Below are 16976 nucleotides of genomic sequence, written 5' to 3' on the forward strand. Positions count from 1 at the left end.
TAATGCCGTTTTTGTAACCCAGCCCGATTCAGGATTTACTGCAAATGACCCAGACTCTCAGCCAGCTTGAACATAACGGTGCTTTCATTGAGCGCCATATCGGTCCTACACCCGCGCAGCAGGCCACCATGCTGGAAGCGATTGGTGCCAGCTCTCTGGAATCACTGATCAGCGCCATCGTGCCTGCCGATATCCAACTGCCAGGCCCGCCTGCGGTCGGTGATGCCGCGACCGAACAGCAAGCGCTGGCAGAGCTGAAAGCCATTGCCAGTCAGAACCAACGTTACAAATCCTGGATCGGCATGGGCTACAGTGCCGTGATCACTCCGCCGGTTATCCTGCGTAACATGCTGGAAAACCCAGGTTGGTACACCGCATACACCCCGTACCAACCAGAGGTCTCACAGGGCCGCCTTGAGGCGCTGCTGAACTTCCAGACCCTGACGCTGGACTTAACCGGGCTGGATATCGCCTCTGCTTCACTGCTTGATGAAGCCACCGCGGCTGCCGAAGCGATGGCGATGGCGAAGCGCGTCAGCAAACTGAAAAATGCCGGTAAATTCTTTATCGCCGAAGACATCCATCCGCAAACCCTGGATGTGGTGCGCACGCGTGCAGAAACCTTTGGTTTTGAACTGATCATCGACAGCGCCAGCAAAGCGCTGGATCACGACGACCTGTTTGGCGTGCTGCTGCAGCAAGTGGGCACCAGCGGTGAAGTGCATGATTACCGTGCACTGATTGCCGAGCTGAAAAGCCGTAAAGTCGTGGTGAGCGTGGCTGCCGATTTCATGGCGCTGGTGCAGTTAGAAGCGCCAGGTAAGCAGGGCGCTGATATCGTTTTCGGGTCCGCTCAGCGCTTTGGTGTGCCGATGGGTTACGGCGGTCCGCACGCCGCCTTCTTCGCTAGCCGCGATGAGCACAAACGCTCCATGCCGGGCCGTATCATTGGCGTTTCGCGCGATGCCGCAGGCAACACCGCGCTGCGCATGGCGATGCAAACGCGTGAACAGCATATCCGTCGTGAGAAAGCCAACTCCAACATCTGTACTTCTCAGGTGCTGCTGGCGAACATCGCCGGTCTGTATGCGGTTTATCATGGTCCAGTGGGCCTGAAGCGTATCGCCTCGCGCATCCACCGTTTGACCAGCATTCTGGCCGCGGGTCTGAAAAAGGGTGGCCTGAAGCTACGCCACAACAGCTGGTTCGACACCTTAACCGTTGAAGTAGCCGATAAAGCGGAAGTGCTGAATCGTGCGCTGAGCTTTGGCGTTAACCTGCGCAGTGACGTGCTTAACGGCGTGGGTATCACACTGGATGAAACCACCTCACGTGAAGACGTGCAGGCGTTGTTTGCGATTCTGCTGGGTGATGCACATGGTCAGGAAATTGATGCCCTGGATGCCAGCGTAGCCGCAGAAAACAGTGCTATTCCGGCAGGGATGTCACGTGAAAGCGAGTTTTTGACCCATCCCGTGTTTAACCGTCATCACAGCGAAACCGAGATGATGCGTTACATGCACAGCCTGGAGAAAAAGGATCTGGCACTGAACCAGGCAATGATCCCGCTCGGTTCCTGCACCATGAAACTCAACGCTGCTGCCGAAATGATCCCGATTACCTGGCCAGAGTTTGCTGAACTTCATCCATTCTGCCCGGCAGAACAGGCTTCAGGCTATCTGCAGATGATTGGCCAGCTGTCACAGTGGCTGGTGCAGCTCACCGGTTACGATGCACTCTGCATGCAGCCCAACTCTGGCGCACAGGGTGAGTATGCCGGTCTGCTGGCGATTCGTCGTTATCACGAAAGCCGCAATGAAGGGGGACGTAATGTCTGCCTGATCCCAAGTTCTGCACACGGCACTAACCCGGCATCTGCACAGATGGCGGGCATGGCAGTGGTGGTGGTGGCCTGTGATAAACAAGGCAACATCGATCTCGGCGATCTGCGTGAGAAAGCCGCTCAGGTTGGCGATGAACTGTCATGCATCATGGTGACCTATCCTTCAACCCACGGCGTTTACGAAGAAACCATTCGCGAAGTGTGCCAGATCGTGCATCAGTATGGCGGTCAGGTTTACCTGGACGGTGCCAACATGAACGCACAGGTAGGTATCACCACGCCAGGTTACATCGGCGCCGATGTCTCGCACCTTAACCTGCATAAAACCTTCTGCATTCCACACGGCGGTGGTGGTCCAGGTATGGGACCGATTGGCGTGAAAGCGCATCTGGCACCGTTTGTTCCGGGCCACAGCGTGGTGCAAATCGATGGCGTGCTGACACAGCAGGGCGCGGTATCCGCCGCGCCATTTGGCAGCGCCTCGATTCTGCCGATCAGCTGGATGTACATTCGCATGATGGGTGCGGAAGGTCTGAAGCAGGCGAGTTCGGTAGCGATTCTGAATGCCAACTATATTGCCAGCCGTCTGCAATCCGCTTATCCAATTCTGTATGCAGGTCGCGATGGTCGCGTGGCGCACGAATGTATTCTCGATATTCGTCCGCTGAAAGAGCAGACCGGCATCAGCGAGTTGGATATTGCCAAACGTCTGATCGATTACGGCTTCCATGCGCCAACCATGTCCTTCCCGGTGGCCGGAACGCTGATGGTTGAACCAACAGAATCCGAAAGCAAAATCGAGTTGGATCGCTTTATCGATGCGATGCTCTCCATCCGCATGGAGATTGACCGCGTAGCCGACGGCGAATGGCCCGCTGAGGATAACCCGCTGGTGAATGCACCTCATACCCAGATGGAGATCGTTGGCGAGTGGGCCCATCCGTACACCCGCGAACTGGCGGTGTTCCCGGCAGGCAGCGCCAACAAATACTGGCCAACGGTGAAGCGTCTGGATGATGTGTTTGGCGACCGCAATGTGTTCTGCTCCTGTGTTCCAATGAGCGAATACCAATAATTTAGAGGTTGTGCTGGGGGCTGCCATGGCGTTGGTCGCTCCCATTCATTCCCTTCACGGACTACAGTGGACTGCCGGGAAGAGTGGGACCAGCTGCCTTGTGCAACTTAAATTATTTTTGGCTAAACACTTTTTGAACACCTATTCTGAGGGCCGAGAAATCGGCCCTTTTTCTATTTTGGAGGCAACATGGATCTGGCATTAGTCACTGGCGGTAGCCGTGGCATTGGACGCGCAACAGCACTGATGTTGGCGCAGGCGGGCTATCGTGTTGCGGTCAATTATCGCCAGCGCATTACTGAGGCAGAGCAGGTGGTGGCAGAGATTGCAGCGCTGGGCGGCAGTGCATTCGCCATACAGGCCGATATTGCCATTGAAGCGGAAGTGGTACGCATGTTTCAGCAGCTTGATCAGCAGGCAGGCAACCTGCGCGTGCTGGTCAACAATGCCGGGATTTTGTTTACGCAGTGTCGCGTGGAAGATCTCGATGCTGAGCGTATTCAGCGCGTGTTCGCCACAAATGTCACCGGTACGTTTATCTGCTGTCGGGAAGCGGTGAAGCGCATGAGTACCGCACACGGCGGGCAGGGCGGTTCGATAATCAATGTTTCCTCAGCGGCTGCACGTCTCGGTGCGCCGGGCGAGTATGTTGATTACGCGGCGTCAAAAGGGGCGATGGACACGCTGACTAAAGGCTTATCGCTGGAAGTGGCGGCGCAGGGCATTCGCGTCAATAGCGTGCGGCCGGGCTTAATCTATACCGAGATGCACGCCGATGGGGGTGAACCTGGCAGAGTCGATCGTGTAGCCCGTTCGCTGCCGATGCAGCGCGGTGGTCAGGCTGAAGAGATCGCCGCTGCGATTATCTGGCTGGCAAGTGATGCCGCTTCTTACGTCACCGGCACCTTTATCGATGCGGCAGGTGGTCGCTAATCTTCTGATTGACTATTTGACACTGAGGCGGCGTGATCGACAGCGCTGCCATCGGCTATTTGTCACACGCCTGTCATAGAATTATTTTAGCTTACATGTGTACTCTGAAATTTTTCCCGGTTACCCTGATGTTGATTAAAAACACAGTTCTTAACCCGTTTTCCAGGACGTTAGCGCATGGCACAGAATCGAATACTTGCTCAGGGTTACTCGGTAGCCGAAGAGATCGCCAACAGTATTAGCCACGGGATCGGCTGCATTTTCGGCGTTGTTGGGTTGGTGTTGTTGTTAACACAAGCCGTTGACATGCGCGCTGATGTCACTGCCATCACCAGTTACAGCCTGTATGGGGGCAGCATGATTTTGCTGTTTCTCGCCTCAACGCTCTATCACGCCATTCCGCACCAGAAAGCGAAATATTGGCTGAAGAAATTGGACCACTGCGCAATCTATTTACTGATCGCGGGCACCTATACACCTTTCCTGTTAGTGGGACTGAAATCTCCGCTGGCGCAAGGATTGATGGTGGTGATCTGGAGCCTGGCGCTGGCAGGTATCATCTTCAAACTGACGATTGCCCACCGCTTTAAAGCGCTGTCGCTGATCACCTATCTCTGCATGGGCTGGCTGTCGCTGGTGGTGATTTATCAGTTGGCGACCAAGCTGTCAGCCGGAGGTGTGTGGTTGCTGGCTGCGGGCGGGATTGTCTATTCGCTGGGAGTGATTTTCTATGTCTCGCGGCGTATTCCATATAATCACGCCATCTGGCATGGATTTGTGCTGGGCGGCAGCGTTTTACACTTCTGTGCGATCTACTTTTATGTAGCCTAAGCATGTTGCCATGTTGCCATGACACCATAAATGACGTCATCAACCGGGTGTGATAATCGGCCTGGTCGCCATAAATAGCGCCATCAACTGGGTGGAATACTCGGCCAGGTCGCTGTAAATGGCGCCATCAACCGGGTGTGATTTTCGGCAAAGTCGCCATAAATAGCGACTTCACGGGGGAAACATGCGGGTTTTCCAGAGGTGCGCATGAATGCGCACCAGAAAGGCAAATCAATCGACCAGTGAATACGGTAGTGGCTGAATGGTCAGCTTCCCGCCTTCATCACCTTCCACGCGCAGCACGCTGTCTGGCTCCAGATCGTTGTTCATCACCACCTGTACCCAAACGCTGCCGTCGTCCAGCTGCACACCGCTCAATACGGTGCCGGTGCGACGCCATTTGTCGCCCATCTGCAGCTCCATGGAACCGTCAGCCTGCGGTACTTTGCTGGCGCTACCCGCCAGCCAGTAGAGTGCACGCTTATTGGCCCCGCGGAATTTAGCTCGCGCCACCATCTCCTGACCGGTGTAACAGCCTTTCTTGAAGCTAATCGCATCCAGCGCCTGCAAGTTGGTTGCCTGCGGAATCAACTGCGCGCTGGTGGCGGTTTCAATTACCGGAATGCCCGCTTCAATATCCAGCGCCAGCCACTGCGTGCTGTCATTGAACTGTGCAGCACCGGCTAACTTTTCTTTCAACGTTTCTGCCTGAGCCAGCGTGGTCACCAGCAGGAAACGTTCGGCGGGGTGTTCAAACCACAACAGCGTGCTCTCACCTTGTTGTACCACCGGTGTTTCTGCATCTGGCAGGGTGGCAAACACATCAGCCAGTGCCGTGCGTGCCTGAAAACCGGCCACACCCAGCAGCACTGCATCATCATCGGCAGCGATGGTGACTTTGGCGAACACCGCATATTTCTTCAGTTCGTTAAGCTGCTGTTCACGCAGATTACGGCGAACGATGTAGGCGTAACCTTCGCCGCGGTGGAACAGACGCAGGTTGCTCCACATTTTACCTTTTGCGTCGCAATGGGCTGCCGGACGATGCTGGGTGGCGTCCATTGCTGCAACATCTAAAGTGACCTGGCCTTGCAGATATGAGGTACTGTCTTTGCCCTGCACTGACACCAGCGCCCACTCGTCGAGGGAGATTAGGGTTAATGGCAGGCGTGATGCCGCAGCTGGCTGGCGTGGCGGAAGGGTGAAAATCGGCATGGGTGCGTCCTGATTAATAACAATATTGCTTCCAATGTTAAAAGAGCAGTGCTGCTTTGCAACCTGTTTACCTAATCTGGCGCACAAATCGCGTGATAACCCTGCAATGGGTAGAACTGTTGTGCGCAATATCACGCAGCATTCAGCGCTGCGCCTGCAGGCAGAGAAAAAAGCAGGTACACTGAGCGCCACTGTTTTCAGCCATGGAAAAAAGACACATGGAAATTCATGATAAAGCTCGCGTTCAGTGGGCGTGCCGTCGCGGCATGCTGGAGCTGGATGTCTCCATCATGCCGTTCTTCAAATACGAATATGATTCGCTCACTGACACCGATAAGCAGGTGTTTATCGCCCTGCTCAAGAGTGACGATCCTGACCTGTTTAACTGGTTGATGAACCACGGCGAACCCGCTGACCCAGAGTTCAAGCGTATGGTGCAACTGATTCAGCAGCGCAACCGTGAACGCGGACCGGTTCCAATGTGATGTGCAGCCGTCACGCAATGCTCGGGCGCTTAACGTGACGCTGTATGTGCTGGTCACCGTTTGGCTGTTGAGTCTTGAGTGGCCCGAGGGTGTGGTGTGGGGCCAAGCCCCACTGCTGATTCTGATGCTGCTGGAGTGCGGGCGCAATGAACGTCGGCTCAGGCAGCGCACCGGTCGCTTAGGGCTGGATGAACAGGGTGACTGGCATTGGCGTGGAATGCGCTGGCAATTAGCGCGGCAGGCAGATTGGTTGCCTTTTGGCGTATTGTTGACGTTGCAAAATCAGCAGGGCAAGCGCTGGCGGCTGTGGTTGATGATGGATAACCTGCCGCCCTATGCATGGCGCTCACTGCGCGCCTGCTTGTTTTCTGCGTGACAGAGATGCGCCGCGTTAAAGCAGTGCGGCCGTTTCCGTCAGAATCTGTTCGCACCACTGTTCGACACGATCTTCACTCAGCTCGAACTGATTCACGTCATCGAGTGCCAGGCCGACAAACTGGGTGCCGTCAGCCGTGAGTGGCTTTTTGCTGGCAAACTCATAGCCTTCCAGCGGCCAGTAACCGACAAACTGCACGCCCATTGGCTGCAGCAACTCATGCAACATGCCGAGTGCATCTAAGAACCATTCTGAATATTCGGCCTGATCGCCCATGCCGTACAGCGCGACAATTTTTCCCTGCAAATTCAGCGCGGACAGTTGCTGCCACACCGCTTCCCAGTCCTCCTGCAACTCACCGAAATCCCAGGTGGGAATGCCGAGGATCAGCAAATCGTACTGCTCCATCAGCGAGGGATCTTCATCTTTGAGGTTGTGCAGCGTGACTAACTCTTCACCGATGAAATCGCGAATCTTCTCCGCCGTCATCTCGGTGTAACAGGTACTTGAACCGTAAAACAGACCGATATTCATGCAATTAATGCTCTGACTGAAACTCACTTTGGCGCAATTGTACCAGAAGCAGGTGACTTTCAGGCATAATGAGCACGATTTCACACGTGTTTGGGGGGAACCGTGCAGGATAGCGATCTGATTGAACAATTTCTGGATGCGCTCTGGATTGAGCGTAACCTGGCGCAAAATACCCTTGCGTCCTACCGCCAGGATTTGCAAACGCTCACCGGCTGGTTACACCACCACGAACGCACGCTGCTGACGCTGGAAGCGCTTGACCTGCAGCAGTTTCTCGCCGAACGCGTCGAAGGCGGCTACAAGGCCACCAGTTCTGCGCGTATGCTCAGCGCGATGCGCCGTCTGTTTCAATACCTCTATCGCGAAAAGCTGCGTAGTGATGACCCCAGCGCACTGCTCTCCGCGCCCAAACTGCCGCAGCGATTGCCAAAAGACCTCAGTGAAAACCAGGTAGAACGTCTGCTGCAGGCACCGAGTATTGATGTGCCGCTTGAGCTACGTGACAAAGCGATGCTGGAACTGCTGTATGCCACCGGTTTACGTGTTTCGGAGCTGGTAGGCTTAACCCTCAGCGACATCAGTTTGCGTCAGGGTGTGGTGCGTGTGATTGGTAAAGGTAATAAAGAGCGACTTGTGCCATTAGGTGAAGAAGCGATTTACTGGCTGGAGCACTATATGGCGCACGGTCGGCCGTGGTTGTTGAATGGGCAAACACTGGATGTGATGTTCCCCAGTAACCGCGCGCAACAAATGACGCGTCAGACTTTCTGGCATCGCATCAAACACTATGCCACCCTTGCCGGTATCGACAGCGAAAAGCTATCACCACACGTGCTTCGCCACGCATTTGCCACACATTTACTGAACCACGGTGCGGATTTGCGCGTCGTACAGATGTTGCTGGGACACAGCGACCTCTCCACCACCCAAATTTATACGCATGTGGCCACTGAGCGCCTGCGTCAGTTACATCAACAGCATCATCCGCGTGCTTGAACCGCGGCAACAAGGAATTGAGATGAAAAAACAGTTAACGATGCTGGCATTGCTGGTCAGCGCCTTTGCCGGTCTGGCTCATGCCGATGACAGCGCCATTCAGCAGGCCCTGAAAAAACTCGGTTTGCAGCAGACCGAAATTCAGCCTTCACCGCTGCCAGGCATGAAAACCGTGCTGACCGAGAGCGGTGTGCTGTACGTCTCTGAAGATGGTAAACACATGATTCAGGGCCCGCTGTACGATGTCAGCGGTGCACAGCCGGTGAACGTGACTAACCAACTGCTGGACAAAAAAATGAACGCGCTGGCGCCGGAAATGATCGTCTATAAAGCGCCAAAAGAGCAGCATGTGATTACCGTGTTTACCGATATCACCTGTGGCTACTGCCACAAGCTGCATGAGCAGATAGCCGACTACAATGCGCTGGGCATCACCGTTCGTTACCTGGCATTCCCGCGTGAAGGTTTGCACGGCCAGGTGGAAAAAGCCATGCGCGCCGTTTGGTGCAGTGCCGATCGCAACAAGGCCTTTGATGCCGCGATGAAGGGCGATGTACCGCAAATGGATGCGCCAGCGACCTGTAAGATCGATCTGGATAAGCATTACCAACTCGGCATCCTGTATGGCATTCAGGGCACCCCAGCGATTCTCACCGATACCGGCGCGATGATCCCGGGCTATCAAGGTCCGCAGGAGCTCAAACAAGTTCTTGATGGTCAGAAGCGGGGCGGTTAATTCACAGTGATGCATTCTGTCGAACTGCGTCGGCGTGAAATTCAGGCTGACGCCAGCTTACCTGATACCTTACCCCCGTTACTGCGCCGTTTATACCTGCAACGCGGTGTCAAAGAGGCCGCTGAGCTAGAGCGTGGTGCAAAACATCTGCTGCCGTGGCAAACCCTGGGTGGCATCGATCAAGCGGTAGCCTTACTGCGTCAGATGCTGGAAACAGGCCGCCGTATTGTGGTGGTCGGTGATTTTGATGCCGATGGCGCAACCAGCACCGCATTAACCGTCTTAGCGCTGCGCAGCATGGGCGGAAACGTCGATTATCTGGTGCCAAACCGCTTTGAGGATGGCTACGGCCTGAGTCCTGAAGTGGTCGAACAGGCACGTGCGCGTGGTGCGGAGATGATTCTCACCGTGGATAACGGCATCTCTTCCCATGCAGGCGTAGAAACCGCCCATCTGCACGGTATTCCCGTGCTGATCACCGATCACCACTTGCCAGGCGAAACGTTGCCAGCAGCGGAAGCGATCGTTAACCCGAATCTCAATGACAGCGCATTCCCTTCGCGTTCGTTAGCAGGTGTGGGCGTGGCGTTTTATCTGATGCTGGCGCTGCGTGCGCACCTGCGTTTGCAGAACTGGTTTAGTGATGGCCGAAACGAGCCCAATCTGGCGGAGTGGCTGGATCTGGTCGCGCTAGGTACGGTGGCCGACGTGGTGCCGCTGGATGCCAATAACCGCATTTTGGTGTGGCAGGGCTTGAGCCGCATCCGCGCCGGAAAATGCCGGGCGGGTATCCGCGCGCTGCTGGAGATCGCCAACCGCGATGCGCGTCAACTGGCGGCCAGCGACCTCGGTTTTGCCGTCGGGCCTCGCCTCAATGCAGCCGGTCGACTGGATGATATGTCGGTCGGCGTGGCACTGCTGCTCACCGAAGACATTGCGCAGGCGCGCATGCTTGCCAACGAGCTTGATGCGCTGAACCAGACGCGCAAAGAGATTGAGCAGGGCATGAAGAGCGAAGCGCTGGCGCTGTGCGATGAGCTGGAACGCCAGCACACCGATCTGCCGCTGGGGCTGGCCTTCTATCATCCCGAATGGCATCAGGGCGTGGTCGGCATTCTGGCATCACGGTTGAAAGAGCGTTTCCATCGTCCGGTCATCGCCTTCGCCCCAGCTGGCGATGGCACGCTAAAAGGCTCGGGTCGTTCGATTGCCGGCTTGCATTTACGTGATGCGCTGGAGCGTCTCGATACGCTCTATCCCGGCATGATGATGAAGTTTGGGGGCCACGCGATGGCGGCGGGCCTGTCGCTGGAAACCGAAAAATACGAACTGTTCCGCGAGCGCTTTGCTGCGCTGATCGACGAATGGCTGGATGGCGAAGCGCTGCAGGGCGTGATCTGGTCTGATGGCGAACTGCACGCACAGGAGTTCACGCTGCATACCGCCGAAATGCTGCGTGAAGCCGGTCCGTGGGGCCAGACGTTCCCGGAACCGGTGTTTGATGGCCAGTTCAAACTGCTGCAACAAAAGCTGGTGGGCGAGCGTCACCTGAAGGTCATGATTGAGCCACTGGGCGGCGGACCGCTACTGGATGGTATCGCGTTTAACGTTGATACTACCTTGTGGCCAGATACCAGCGTGCGCCAGGTGAAGCTGGCCTACAAACTCGATATCAACGAATACCGTGGCAACCGCTCGGTTCAACTGATTATCGACCATATCTGGCCGGTATAACCGCGTCATTCATTCGGGTGCGTGTAAAAGCGCACCCTATAACCTGCTGCGAGTGACCCTGGCTCGCCATTGTTGGTCACCGAATCCCTTTGGGCGCATAAAAACCTATTCTGTTGCGCTATCTCGCATACCTGCAATGCTACAAAGTACGCGCAATTTCGGGTAAACTAGCGCGTTACTTTTTATCTCCTTTCACCGAATCGTCAAAAAAGACTGAAAAGCCATGTTTGAAATTAATCCGGTCAAAAATCGTATTCAAGACCTCACTGAGCGCAGCGACGTTCTTAGGGGGTATCTTTGACTATGATGCCAAGAAAGAACGCCTCGAAGAAGTAAACGCCGAGCTGGAACAGCCTGACGTCTGGAACGAACCTGAACGCGCGCAGGCGCTGGGTAAAGAACGCGCTTCGCTGGAAGCGGTAGTAGAAACCTTAGATCACATGCGTCAGGGCCTGGAAGATGTGCAGGGCTTGCTGGATCTGGCGGTGGAAGCCGATGACGAAGAGACCTTCAACGAAGCCGTTATCGAGCTGGATGGTTTAGAAGCCAAGCTGGGCGAACTCGAATTCCGCCGCATGTTCTCAGGCGAGTATGACAGTGCCGACTGCTACATGGATATTCAGGCCGGTTCTGGCGGCACCGAAGCGCAAGACTGGGCCAGCATGCTGCTGCGCATGTACCTGCGCTGGGCGGAAGCCAAAGGGTATAAAACCGAAATTATCGAAGAGTCAGACGGTGAAGTGGCCGGGACCAAATCCGCCACCATTAAAATCATCGGTGACTACGCGTTTGGCTGGCTGCGTACCGAAACCGGCGTCCATCGCCTGGTGCGTAAGAGTCCATTTGACTCCGGCGGCCGTCGTCATACCTCATTCAGTTCGGTGTTTATCTACCCGGAAGTGGATGACAACATCGATATCGACATCAATCCCGCCGATCTGCGTATCGACGTTTACCGTGCCTCGGGTGCGGGTGGCCAGCACGTTAACAAAACCGAGTCTGCAGTGCGTATTACCCACTTGCCGACCAACATTGTGGTGCAGTGCCAGAATGACCGTTCACAGCACAAGAACAAAGATCAGGCTTTCAAGCAGTTGCGTGCGAAGCTGTACGAATATGAGATGCAGAAGAAAAACGCTGACAAGCAGGCCGCGGAAGACAACAAATCCGATATCGGCTGGGGCAGTCAGATTCGCTCATACGTACTCGACGATTCGCGTATCAAAGATCTGCGCACCGGCGTAGAGACGCGCAACACCCAGGCGGTGCTGGATGGCGACATCGACCGCTTCATTGAAGCAAGTTTAAAAGCAGGGTTATAAGGAACCGACATGTCTGAACAACAACCGCAGAGCGCTGATGCCGCCCTTGAGTTAAACAACGAACTGAAAGCGCGTCGCGAAAAACTCAGCGCGCTGCGTGAAAAGGGCATCGCGTTTCCTAACGATTTCCGCCGCGATACCACGTCAGATCTGCTGCACGCCAGCTATGACGCGAAAGAGAACGAAGAGCTGGAAGCGCTCGGCGTTGAAGTGAGCGTGGCCGGCCGTATGATGACCCGCCGCATCATGGGTAAAGCCTCTTTTGCTACGCTGCAGGACGTTGGCGGCCAGATTCAGATCTACGTTTCACGTGACGATCTGCCAGAAGGCGTCTACAACGAGCAGTTCAAAAAGTGGGATCTCGGCGATATTCTTGGCGCGCGCGGTAAGTTGTTCAAGACCAAAACCGGTGAGCTGTCGATTCACATCACTGAACTGCGTCTGCTGACCAAAGCACTGCGTCCGCTGCCGGATAAATTCCACGGCCTGGCCGATCAGGAAACCCGTTATCGTCAGCGTTATCTCGATCTGATCTCTAACGACGAATCACGTAACACCTTTAAAGTGCGCTCAAAAATCATGGCCGGCATCCGTCAGTTCATGGTGAATCGCGACTTTATGGAAGTGGAAACGCCGATGATGCAGGTGATCCCTGGCGGCGCGTCAGCCCGTCCGTTCATCACCCATCACAATGCGCTCGACATCGATATGTACCTGCGTATTGCACCGGAGCTGTATCTGAAGCGTCTGGTCGTCGGCGGCTTCGATCGCGTGTTCGAGATCAACCGTAACTTCCGTAACGAAGGTATTTCGCCACGTCATAACCCAGAGTTCACCATGATGGAACTCTATATGGCGTATGCGGATTACAAAGATCTGATTGAACTGACTGAAAGCCTGTTCCGCACCCTGGCGCAGGACGTGCTGGGCACCACTGAAGTGCCTTACGGTGACCACAGCTTCGATTTCGGCAAGCCATTTGAGAAGCTCACCATGCGTGAAGCGATCAAGAAATACCGTCCGGAAACCGACCTGAACGATCTGGAAGACTTTGATAAAGCTGTCGCGATTGCCAAATCGCTGCACATCAAAGTGGAAAAGAGCTGGGGTCTGGGCCGCGTGGTGACCGAGATCTTCGAGGAAACCGCAGAAGCACATCTGATTCAGCCAACCTTCATCACCGAATACCCGGCTGAAGTGTCACCACTGGCACGTCGTAACGACGAGAATCCGGAAATCACTGACCGCTTTGAGTTCTTCATCGGCGGCCGTGAAATCGGTAACGGCTTCTCCGAGTTGAACGATGCAGAAGATCAGGCTGAGCGTTTCCTGCAGCAGGTGAATGCAAAAGACGCGGGCGATGACGAAGCGATGTTCTACGACGAAGACTACGTCACCGCACTGGAGCACGGCCTGCCGCCAACTGCAGGTCTGGGTATCGGTATCGACCGTATGGTAATGCTGTTCACCAACAGCCACACCATCCGTGACGTGATCCTGTTCCCTGCACTGCGTCCAACCAGTAAATAAGGCAAAACCTGCGCACTTTGCAGTGAGCCTATAGAGGCCGCCATTTATGGCGGCCTTTTTTATTCGACGATTTTTTCATTTCTCTTTCTAAATAAAATTCCTGATGACAACCCGGCACGCTCTGTGCAGGATAGTTTTTTTATTTTCAGGGAATCACCATGAGTGCAAAAGCGGCAACGTTAGAGGGCCGGATACAACAGCACTGGGATCAACTCTCCAGCCATGAGCAGCGGCTGGCCGACGTGCTGCTGGCGGCACCTGGCCAGCTGGCGATGAACACCGCGACCGAACTGGCACAGAGTGCCGGCGTTTCCAAAGCCACCACCACGCGTTTTTTCCGTCATCTTGGTTACGAAAGCTATGAAGCCGCCCGCCGTCAGGCGCGTGATATGCAGAGCAGCGGCTCACCGCTCTATCTGCAAGCCGTGCCGACCGCATCACCGCTCGCCAGCATCATGCAGCAGCACCTGGAAAAAGAGATCGCCAACCTGGTCAACAGCTATCGCACGCTGGACAGTGAACAGCTGCAACAGGCGGTGAGCGCCATTGCGCAGTCACGCCGCGTGGTGGTGATGGGCTGGCGTCACAGTCAGACCATTGCACAGCTGATTTACCGCGATCTGGTGCATATCCATCCCGATGTGCGCCTGTTGCCGCGTCCCGGCGATTCGCTGGCGGAGCATCTCGCCGCCCTGAATCAGCAGGATGTGGTGATCTGTGTTGGCCTGCGTCGGCGTATGCCTGCGCTGGAAGCGGCAATGAACGCGCTGGCAGAACGCGCCGTGCCGATGCTGTATATCGCCGACGTGCTTTCCGGTAAACCGGCGCGTCACGCGCAATGGGTAGTGCGCTGCCACACCGACAGTAGCCTGATGTTCGACAGCACCGCCGCGCTCTCGGGTGTCTGCAATCTGCTCTGTTCACTGGTGGCCCGACAAATGGGCAAAACCAGTAACGATTACCTCGCGCAGGTTGAAGCGTTGCACCAGTCCCTCGACGAACTCGAATAATGCCCCGTTCTGGCGCGCCATGCGCCAGCGTTCGCACTAAAAAGGTGCAATCATTCCCCCGTGTTATCAGTCCATTTTTGCCTGCGTGAAACCTAAGAAACTTAATTTTTAATTAAAGAAACATATGTTTCTCACTGATTTTATTCAGTAATACCCCTTGTACCTCAAAGATGTTACCTGGAGGGTGAAAAAGCTGGCACAAAATATGCTCAGTAGAAAAAGACATTTCACCAACACCAGGGAAACACCACAATGAAAAAAACAGCACTGCTGATCGCCGCACTTCTCTCCGTTGGCACCATGGCGCAGGCGCAAGCCGACACCCTGAGTGACATCAAAAGCAGCGGCAAAATCACCGTTGGCATCGATCCAACCTTTCCTCCATACGAATACACCAATGATTCAGGTGAGATCACCGGCTACAGCGTGGCGATCATGCAATCCTTCGCCAAAGATCTCGGTGTGAAACTGGAGTTTCAGAAAACCGCCTTCAGCGGCATTTTGCCGGGCCTGATTTCTGGCTCGTTCAACGCCGAAGGCTCTTCCCTTAACATCACCGCTGAGCGTGCGAAAAAAGTGCTGTTCACCGTGCCTTACAGCAAAACCGTCAACGGTGTGCTGGTGCGCGAAAGTGAAGCCAGCACCTTCAGCGGCAAAACTCTCAGCCCGGAAAGCCTGTCAGGCCTGCGTGGTGCAGTGAAAACCGCCAGCGTGCCCGAGCAGTTGCTGAAAGGCTTTAACGAGCAGCTGAAAAAAGAGGGTAAAAAACCCATCACCATCATCAACGTGGATTCGCTGGATCAGACCGTCAGCACCCTGATGACCAAACGCGCGGACTTCGTTTATGACGACATCTCGGTACTGGCGCCGGTGGCGAAAAAATACGCCGGTAAAGTGGCGCAGGTCGGCGAAGTCGGTCCTTCACAATGGATGGGTTGGGCAACACGTAAAGAAGACGGCAGCCTGAATAAAGCCATCAGCGACCATATTCTGGCGATGCAGAAGGATGGCGAGCTGACCAAACTGCAGCAGCAGTATCTCGGCACCACCTTTACCGTGCCCGCCAGCGATTTCATTCCTCAGGAGTAACTATGTGCCAGTGCAATCTGACTGTGCCTGCGGGCCATGGCAAAACCTTCCGCGTGCGTAAGGGCCAGTTTATTACCGTGATTGACAGTGAAGGGCAGCAGGCGGCGGATTTCGTCGCCGTCAACGCCGATGATTTAAATGAAAAGCTGTCGCCGGTGCATACCCGCCAGCACTTGCGTTCGTTGTTCTTCAAACCCGGCGATGCGCTGTGGTCGAGTGAAAACCGCCCGATGCTGCGTATTCTGGCGGACAGCATCGGCATCCACGATGCTAACGTGCCAGCCTGCGATCGCACACGCTTCAGCGTCGATTTCGGTGTCGAAGGCCATCGCAACTGCGTCGATAACCTGCTGGAAGGCATGAAGGCCTTTGGCGTGACGTATTTCTCGTTACCCGAGCCGTTCAACCTGTTCCAGAACGGCCCGGTGACCGCCGATGGCCGGATGGAAGTCACCGATCCCAACAGCAAGGCAGGCGACAGCATTACTTTTGAAGCGCTGTGCGATCTGATTTGTTCGGTGTCGTCCTGCCCGCAGGACATCATTCCCGGCAACGGTTTGCAGGTCACGCCGATTGATATCGTGGTGAGTGACGAATTTCACGCAGAGGAGATGAATCATGCTGTTAATGCGTGAAAGTTATGAAGAGATCGCTGAGCGCACGCTGGCACAAGCGGTCACGGTTGAACCGGGCAGCGTTGGGTCGATAAAGGTGCTGCGCGGCCAGTTGCTGCGCATCACGGCTCAAGCCGACGGCGCGGTGGCTTCTCTGTTTGGCTTCAGCCTTGCCGATCCGGCGGTGTGGTTGTCCGTGCATCACACTCGCGTGTTCAGCAACAGCTATCTGCTCGGCTCGGGCATGCGTCTGGTCAACAACCGCCGCCGCCCAATGATGGTATTAGGCAAAGACAGCGTGAAGCGCCATGACCTGCTGCTGCCAGCCTCCACCCGCACATTCCTGGCGGAAAAGGGTTATCAGGGCGAAGGTTGCCTGGAAGCGGTGAGCGGCGAGCTGGCGCGATTGGGCAGGGTGGTGCCGAAGCTACCAGACCCGATTAACCTGTTTATGCACGTCAAATTGACACGTGCGGGCGACATCCTGCCAGAGCCGAACCTGACTAAAGCCGGCGACAGCATTACCTGTCGCGTGGTGATGGACACCCTGTTCATCGTCTCGGCCTGCAACACCGGCATTGAGGGCAACGATCAACCCGCACCGCTGCTGCTGTCTGTAGCGGAAAACCTGCACGACCTTAACGCGGAGTAAC

Annotated in this window: 16 protein-coding genes; 14 read left to right on the forward strand and 2 right to left on the reverse strand. The window is 55.4% G+C overall.

Annotation, left to right across the window (positions count from 1 at the left end):
* Positions 1-44 precede the first annotated feature (44 nt).
* The 3 genes from gcvP to IAE30_RS22020 all read left to right on the forward strand — a co-directional run bounded on the left by gcvP (position 45) and on the right by IAE30_RS22020 (position 4682).
* Complete coding sequence (gene gcvP / locus IAE30_RS22010) at positions 45-2918, forward strand: aminomethyl-transferring glycine dehydrogenase (RefSeq protein WP_200536753.1); 2874 nt, start codon at positions 45-47, stop codon at positions 2916-2918.
* Positions 2919-3107: 189 nt separating this feature from the next.
* Positions 3108-3851, forward strand: a complete 744-nt coding sequence (locus IAE30_RS22015; RefSeq protein ID WP_038645005.1) for an SDR family oxidoreductase — start codon at positions 3108-3110, stop codon at positions 3849-3851.
* Positions 3852-4028: 177 nt separating this feature from the next.
* Entirely contained in the window at positions 4029-4682 is a 654-nt protein-coding gene (locus IAE30_RS22020; RefSeq protein ID WP_200681021.1) for a hemolysin III family protein, read from the forward strand.
* Between the two features lie 231 nt (positions 4683-4913).
* Here IAE30_RS22020 and ygfZ read toward each other — a convergent pair whose 3' ends face one another.
* The gene (ygfZ, locus tag IAE30_RS22025; RefSeq protein WP_038645009.1) at positions 4914-5897 is read right to left on the reverse strand and encodes a tRNA-modifying protein YgfZ; all 984 of its coding nucleotides are present in this window, start codon (positions 5895-5897) and stop codon (positions 4914-4916) included.
* Positions 5898-6115: 218 nt separating this feature from the next.
* Between ygfZ and sdhE the strand changes: the two genes are divergently transcribed.
* The gene (sdhE, locus tag IAE30_RS22030; protein WP_038645011.1) at positions 6116-6382 is read left to right on the forward strand and encodes an FAD assembly factor SdhE; all 267 of its coding nucleotides are present in this window, start codon (positions 6116-6118) and stop codon (positions 6380-6382) included.
* Positions 6357-6758 carry a protein YgfX gene (locus IAE30_RS22035; protein WP_353655748.1) on the forward strand — a complete coding sequence of 134 codons (402 nt, stop codon included), beginning with the start codon at positions 6357-6359 and terminating at the stop codon, positions 6756-6758. Before sdhE ends, IAE30_RS22035 begins: the two co-directional genes overlap by 26 nt.
* A 15-nt stretch (positions 6759-6773) precedes the next feature.
* On the opposite strand, the gene fldB is transcribed toward IAE30_RS22035, so the two are convergent.
* Complete coding sequence (fldB, locus tag IAE30_RS22040) at positions 6774-7292, reverse strand: flavodoxin FldB (RefSeq protein WP_038645015.1); 519 nt, start codon at positions 7290-7292, stop codon at positions 6774-6776.
* A 102-nt stretch (positions 7293-7394) separates the two neighbouring features.
* On the opposite strand from fldB, the gene xerD reads away from it, so the two are divergent.
* From xerD to IAE30_RS22085, 9 genes are all read left to right on the forward strand, one after another.
* On the forward strand, positions 7395-8288 hold the full coding sequence (xerD, locus tag IAE30_RS22045) for a site-specific tyrosine recombinase XerD (RefSeq protein WP_200536755.1): 894 nt from the start codon (positions 7395-7397) through the stop codon (positions 8286-8288).
* A 22-nt stretch (positions 8289-8310) separates the two neighbouring features.
* Positions 8311-9024, forward strand: a complete 714-nt coding sequence (gene dsbC, locus IAE30_RS22050) for a bifunctional protein-disulfide isomerase/oxidoreductase DsbC (protein ID WP_045814659.1) — start codon at positions 8311-8313, stop codon at positions 9022-9024.
* Between the two features lie 9 nt (positions 9025-9033).
* Positions 9034-10758, forward strand: a complete 1725-nt coding sequence (gene recJ / locus IAE30_RS22055; protein ID WP_200681022.1) for a single-stranded-DNA-specific exonuclease RecJ — start codon at positions 9034-9036, stop codon at positions 10756-10758.
* A 223-nt stretch (positions 10759-10981) separates the two neighbouring features.
* Positions 10982-12080 (forward strand): peptide chain release factor 2 gene (prfB, locus tag IAE30_RS22060; RefSeq protein ID WP_097118019.1). Its coding sequence is split into 2 segments (ribosomal slippage): positions 10982-11056 and positions 11058-12080, totalling 1098 coding nucleotides; the frame shifts between segments, so codons are not numbered across the junction.
* Between the two features lie 9 nt (positions 12081-12089).
* Entirely contained in the window at positions 12090-13610 is a 1521-nt protein-coding gene (gene lysS / locus IAE30_RS22065) for a lysine--tRNA ligase (RefSeq protein ID WP_167143011.1), read from the forward strand.
* A gap of 158 nt (positions 13611-13768) precedes the next feature.
* Positions 13769-14620, forward strand: a complete 852-nt coding sequence (locus IAE30_RS22070; RefSeq protein ID WP_038645024.1) for a MurR/RpiR family transcriptional regulator — start codon at positions 13769-13771, stop codon at positions 14618-14620.
* 252 nt (positions 14621-14872) lie between these two features.
* A complete protein-coding gene (locus tag IAE30_RS22075) occupies positions 14873-15709 on the forward strand; it encodes a transporter substrate-binding domain-containing protein (RefSeq protein WP_038645026.1) in 837 nt (278 codons plus the stop codon).
* A gap of 2 nt (positions 15710-15711) precedes the next feature.
* Positions 15712-16344, forward strand: a complete 633-nt coding sequence (locus IAE30_RS22080; RefSeq protein ID WP_038645028.1) for a DUF1989 domain-containing protein — start codon at positions 15712-15714, stop codon at positions 16342-16344.
* Positions 16328-16975, forward strand: coding sequence for an urea carboxylase-associated family protein (locus IAE30_RS22085; RefSeq protein ID WP_038645030.1), 648 nt, complete (start codon positions 16328-16330; stop codon positions 16973-16975). Before IAE30_RS22080 ends, IAE30_RS22085 begins: the two co-directional genes overlap by 17 nt.
* Position 16976: the final 1 nt, after the last annotated feature.

This window comes from Pantoea sp. S61 (genome assembly GCF_016625145.1).
Taxonomy (GTDB): Bacteria; Pseudomonadota; Gammaproteobacteria; order Enterobacterales; family Enterobacteriaceae; genus Pantoea; species Pantoea rwandensis_B.

Coding starts and splice junctions, on each gene's coding strand:
- gcvP (WP_200536753.1), top strand. CDS start 45: ATGACCCAGACTCTCAGCCAGCTTGAACATAACGGTGCTTTCATTGAG.
- IAE30_RS22015 (WP_038645005.1), top strand. CDS start 3,108: ATGGATCTGGCATTAGTCACTGGCGGTAGCCGTGGCATTGGACGCGCA.
- IAE30_RS22020 (WP_200681021.1), top strand. CDS start 4,029: ATGGCACAGAATCGAATACTTGCTCAGGGTTACTCGGTAGCCGAAGAG.
- ygfZ (WP_038645009.1), bottom strand. CDS start 5,897: ATGCCGATTTTCACCCTTCCGCCACGCCAGCCAGCTGCGGCATCACGC.
- sdhE (WP_038645011.1), top strand. CDS start 6,116: ATGGAAATTCATGATAAAGCTCGCGTTCAGTGGGCGTGCCGTCGCGGC.
- fldB (WP_038645015.1), bottom strand. CDS start 7,292: ATGAATATCGGTCTGTTTTACGGTTCAAGTACCTGTTACACCGAGATG.
- dsbC (WP_045814659.1), top strand. CDS start 8,311: ATGAAAAAACAGTTAACGATGCTGGCATTGCTGGTCAGCGCCTTTGCC.
- recJ (WP_200681022.1), top strand. CDS start 9,034: ATGCATTCTGTCGAACTGCGTCGGCGTGAAATTCAGGCTGACGCCAGC.
- lysS (WP_167143011.1), top strand. CDS start 12,090: ATGTCTGAACAACAACCGCAGAGCGCTGATGCCGCCCTTGAGTTAAAC.
- IAE30_RS22070 (WP_038645024.1), top strand. CDS start 13,769: ATGAGTGCAAAAGCGGCAACGTTAGAGGGCCGGATACAACAGCACTGG.
- IAE30_RS22075 (WP_038645026.1), top strand. CDS start 14,873: ATGAAAAAAACAGCACTGCTGATCGCCGCACTTCTCTCCGTTGGCACC.
- IAE30_RS22080 (WP_038645028.1), top strand. CDS start 15,712: ATGTGCCAGTGCAATCTGACTGTGCCTGCGGGCCATGGCAAAACCTTC.
- IAE30_RS22085 (WP_038645030.1), top strand. CDS start 16,328: ATGCTGTTAATGCGTGAAAGTTATGAAGAGATCGCTGAGCGCACGCTG.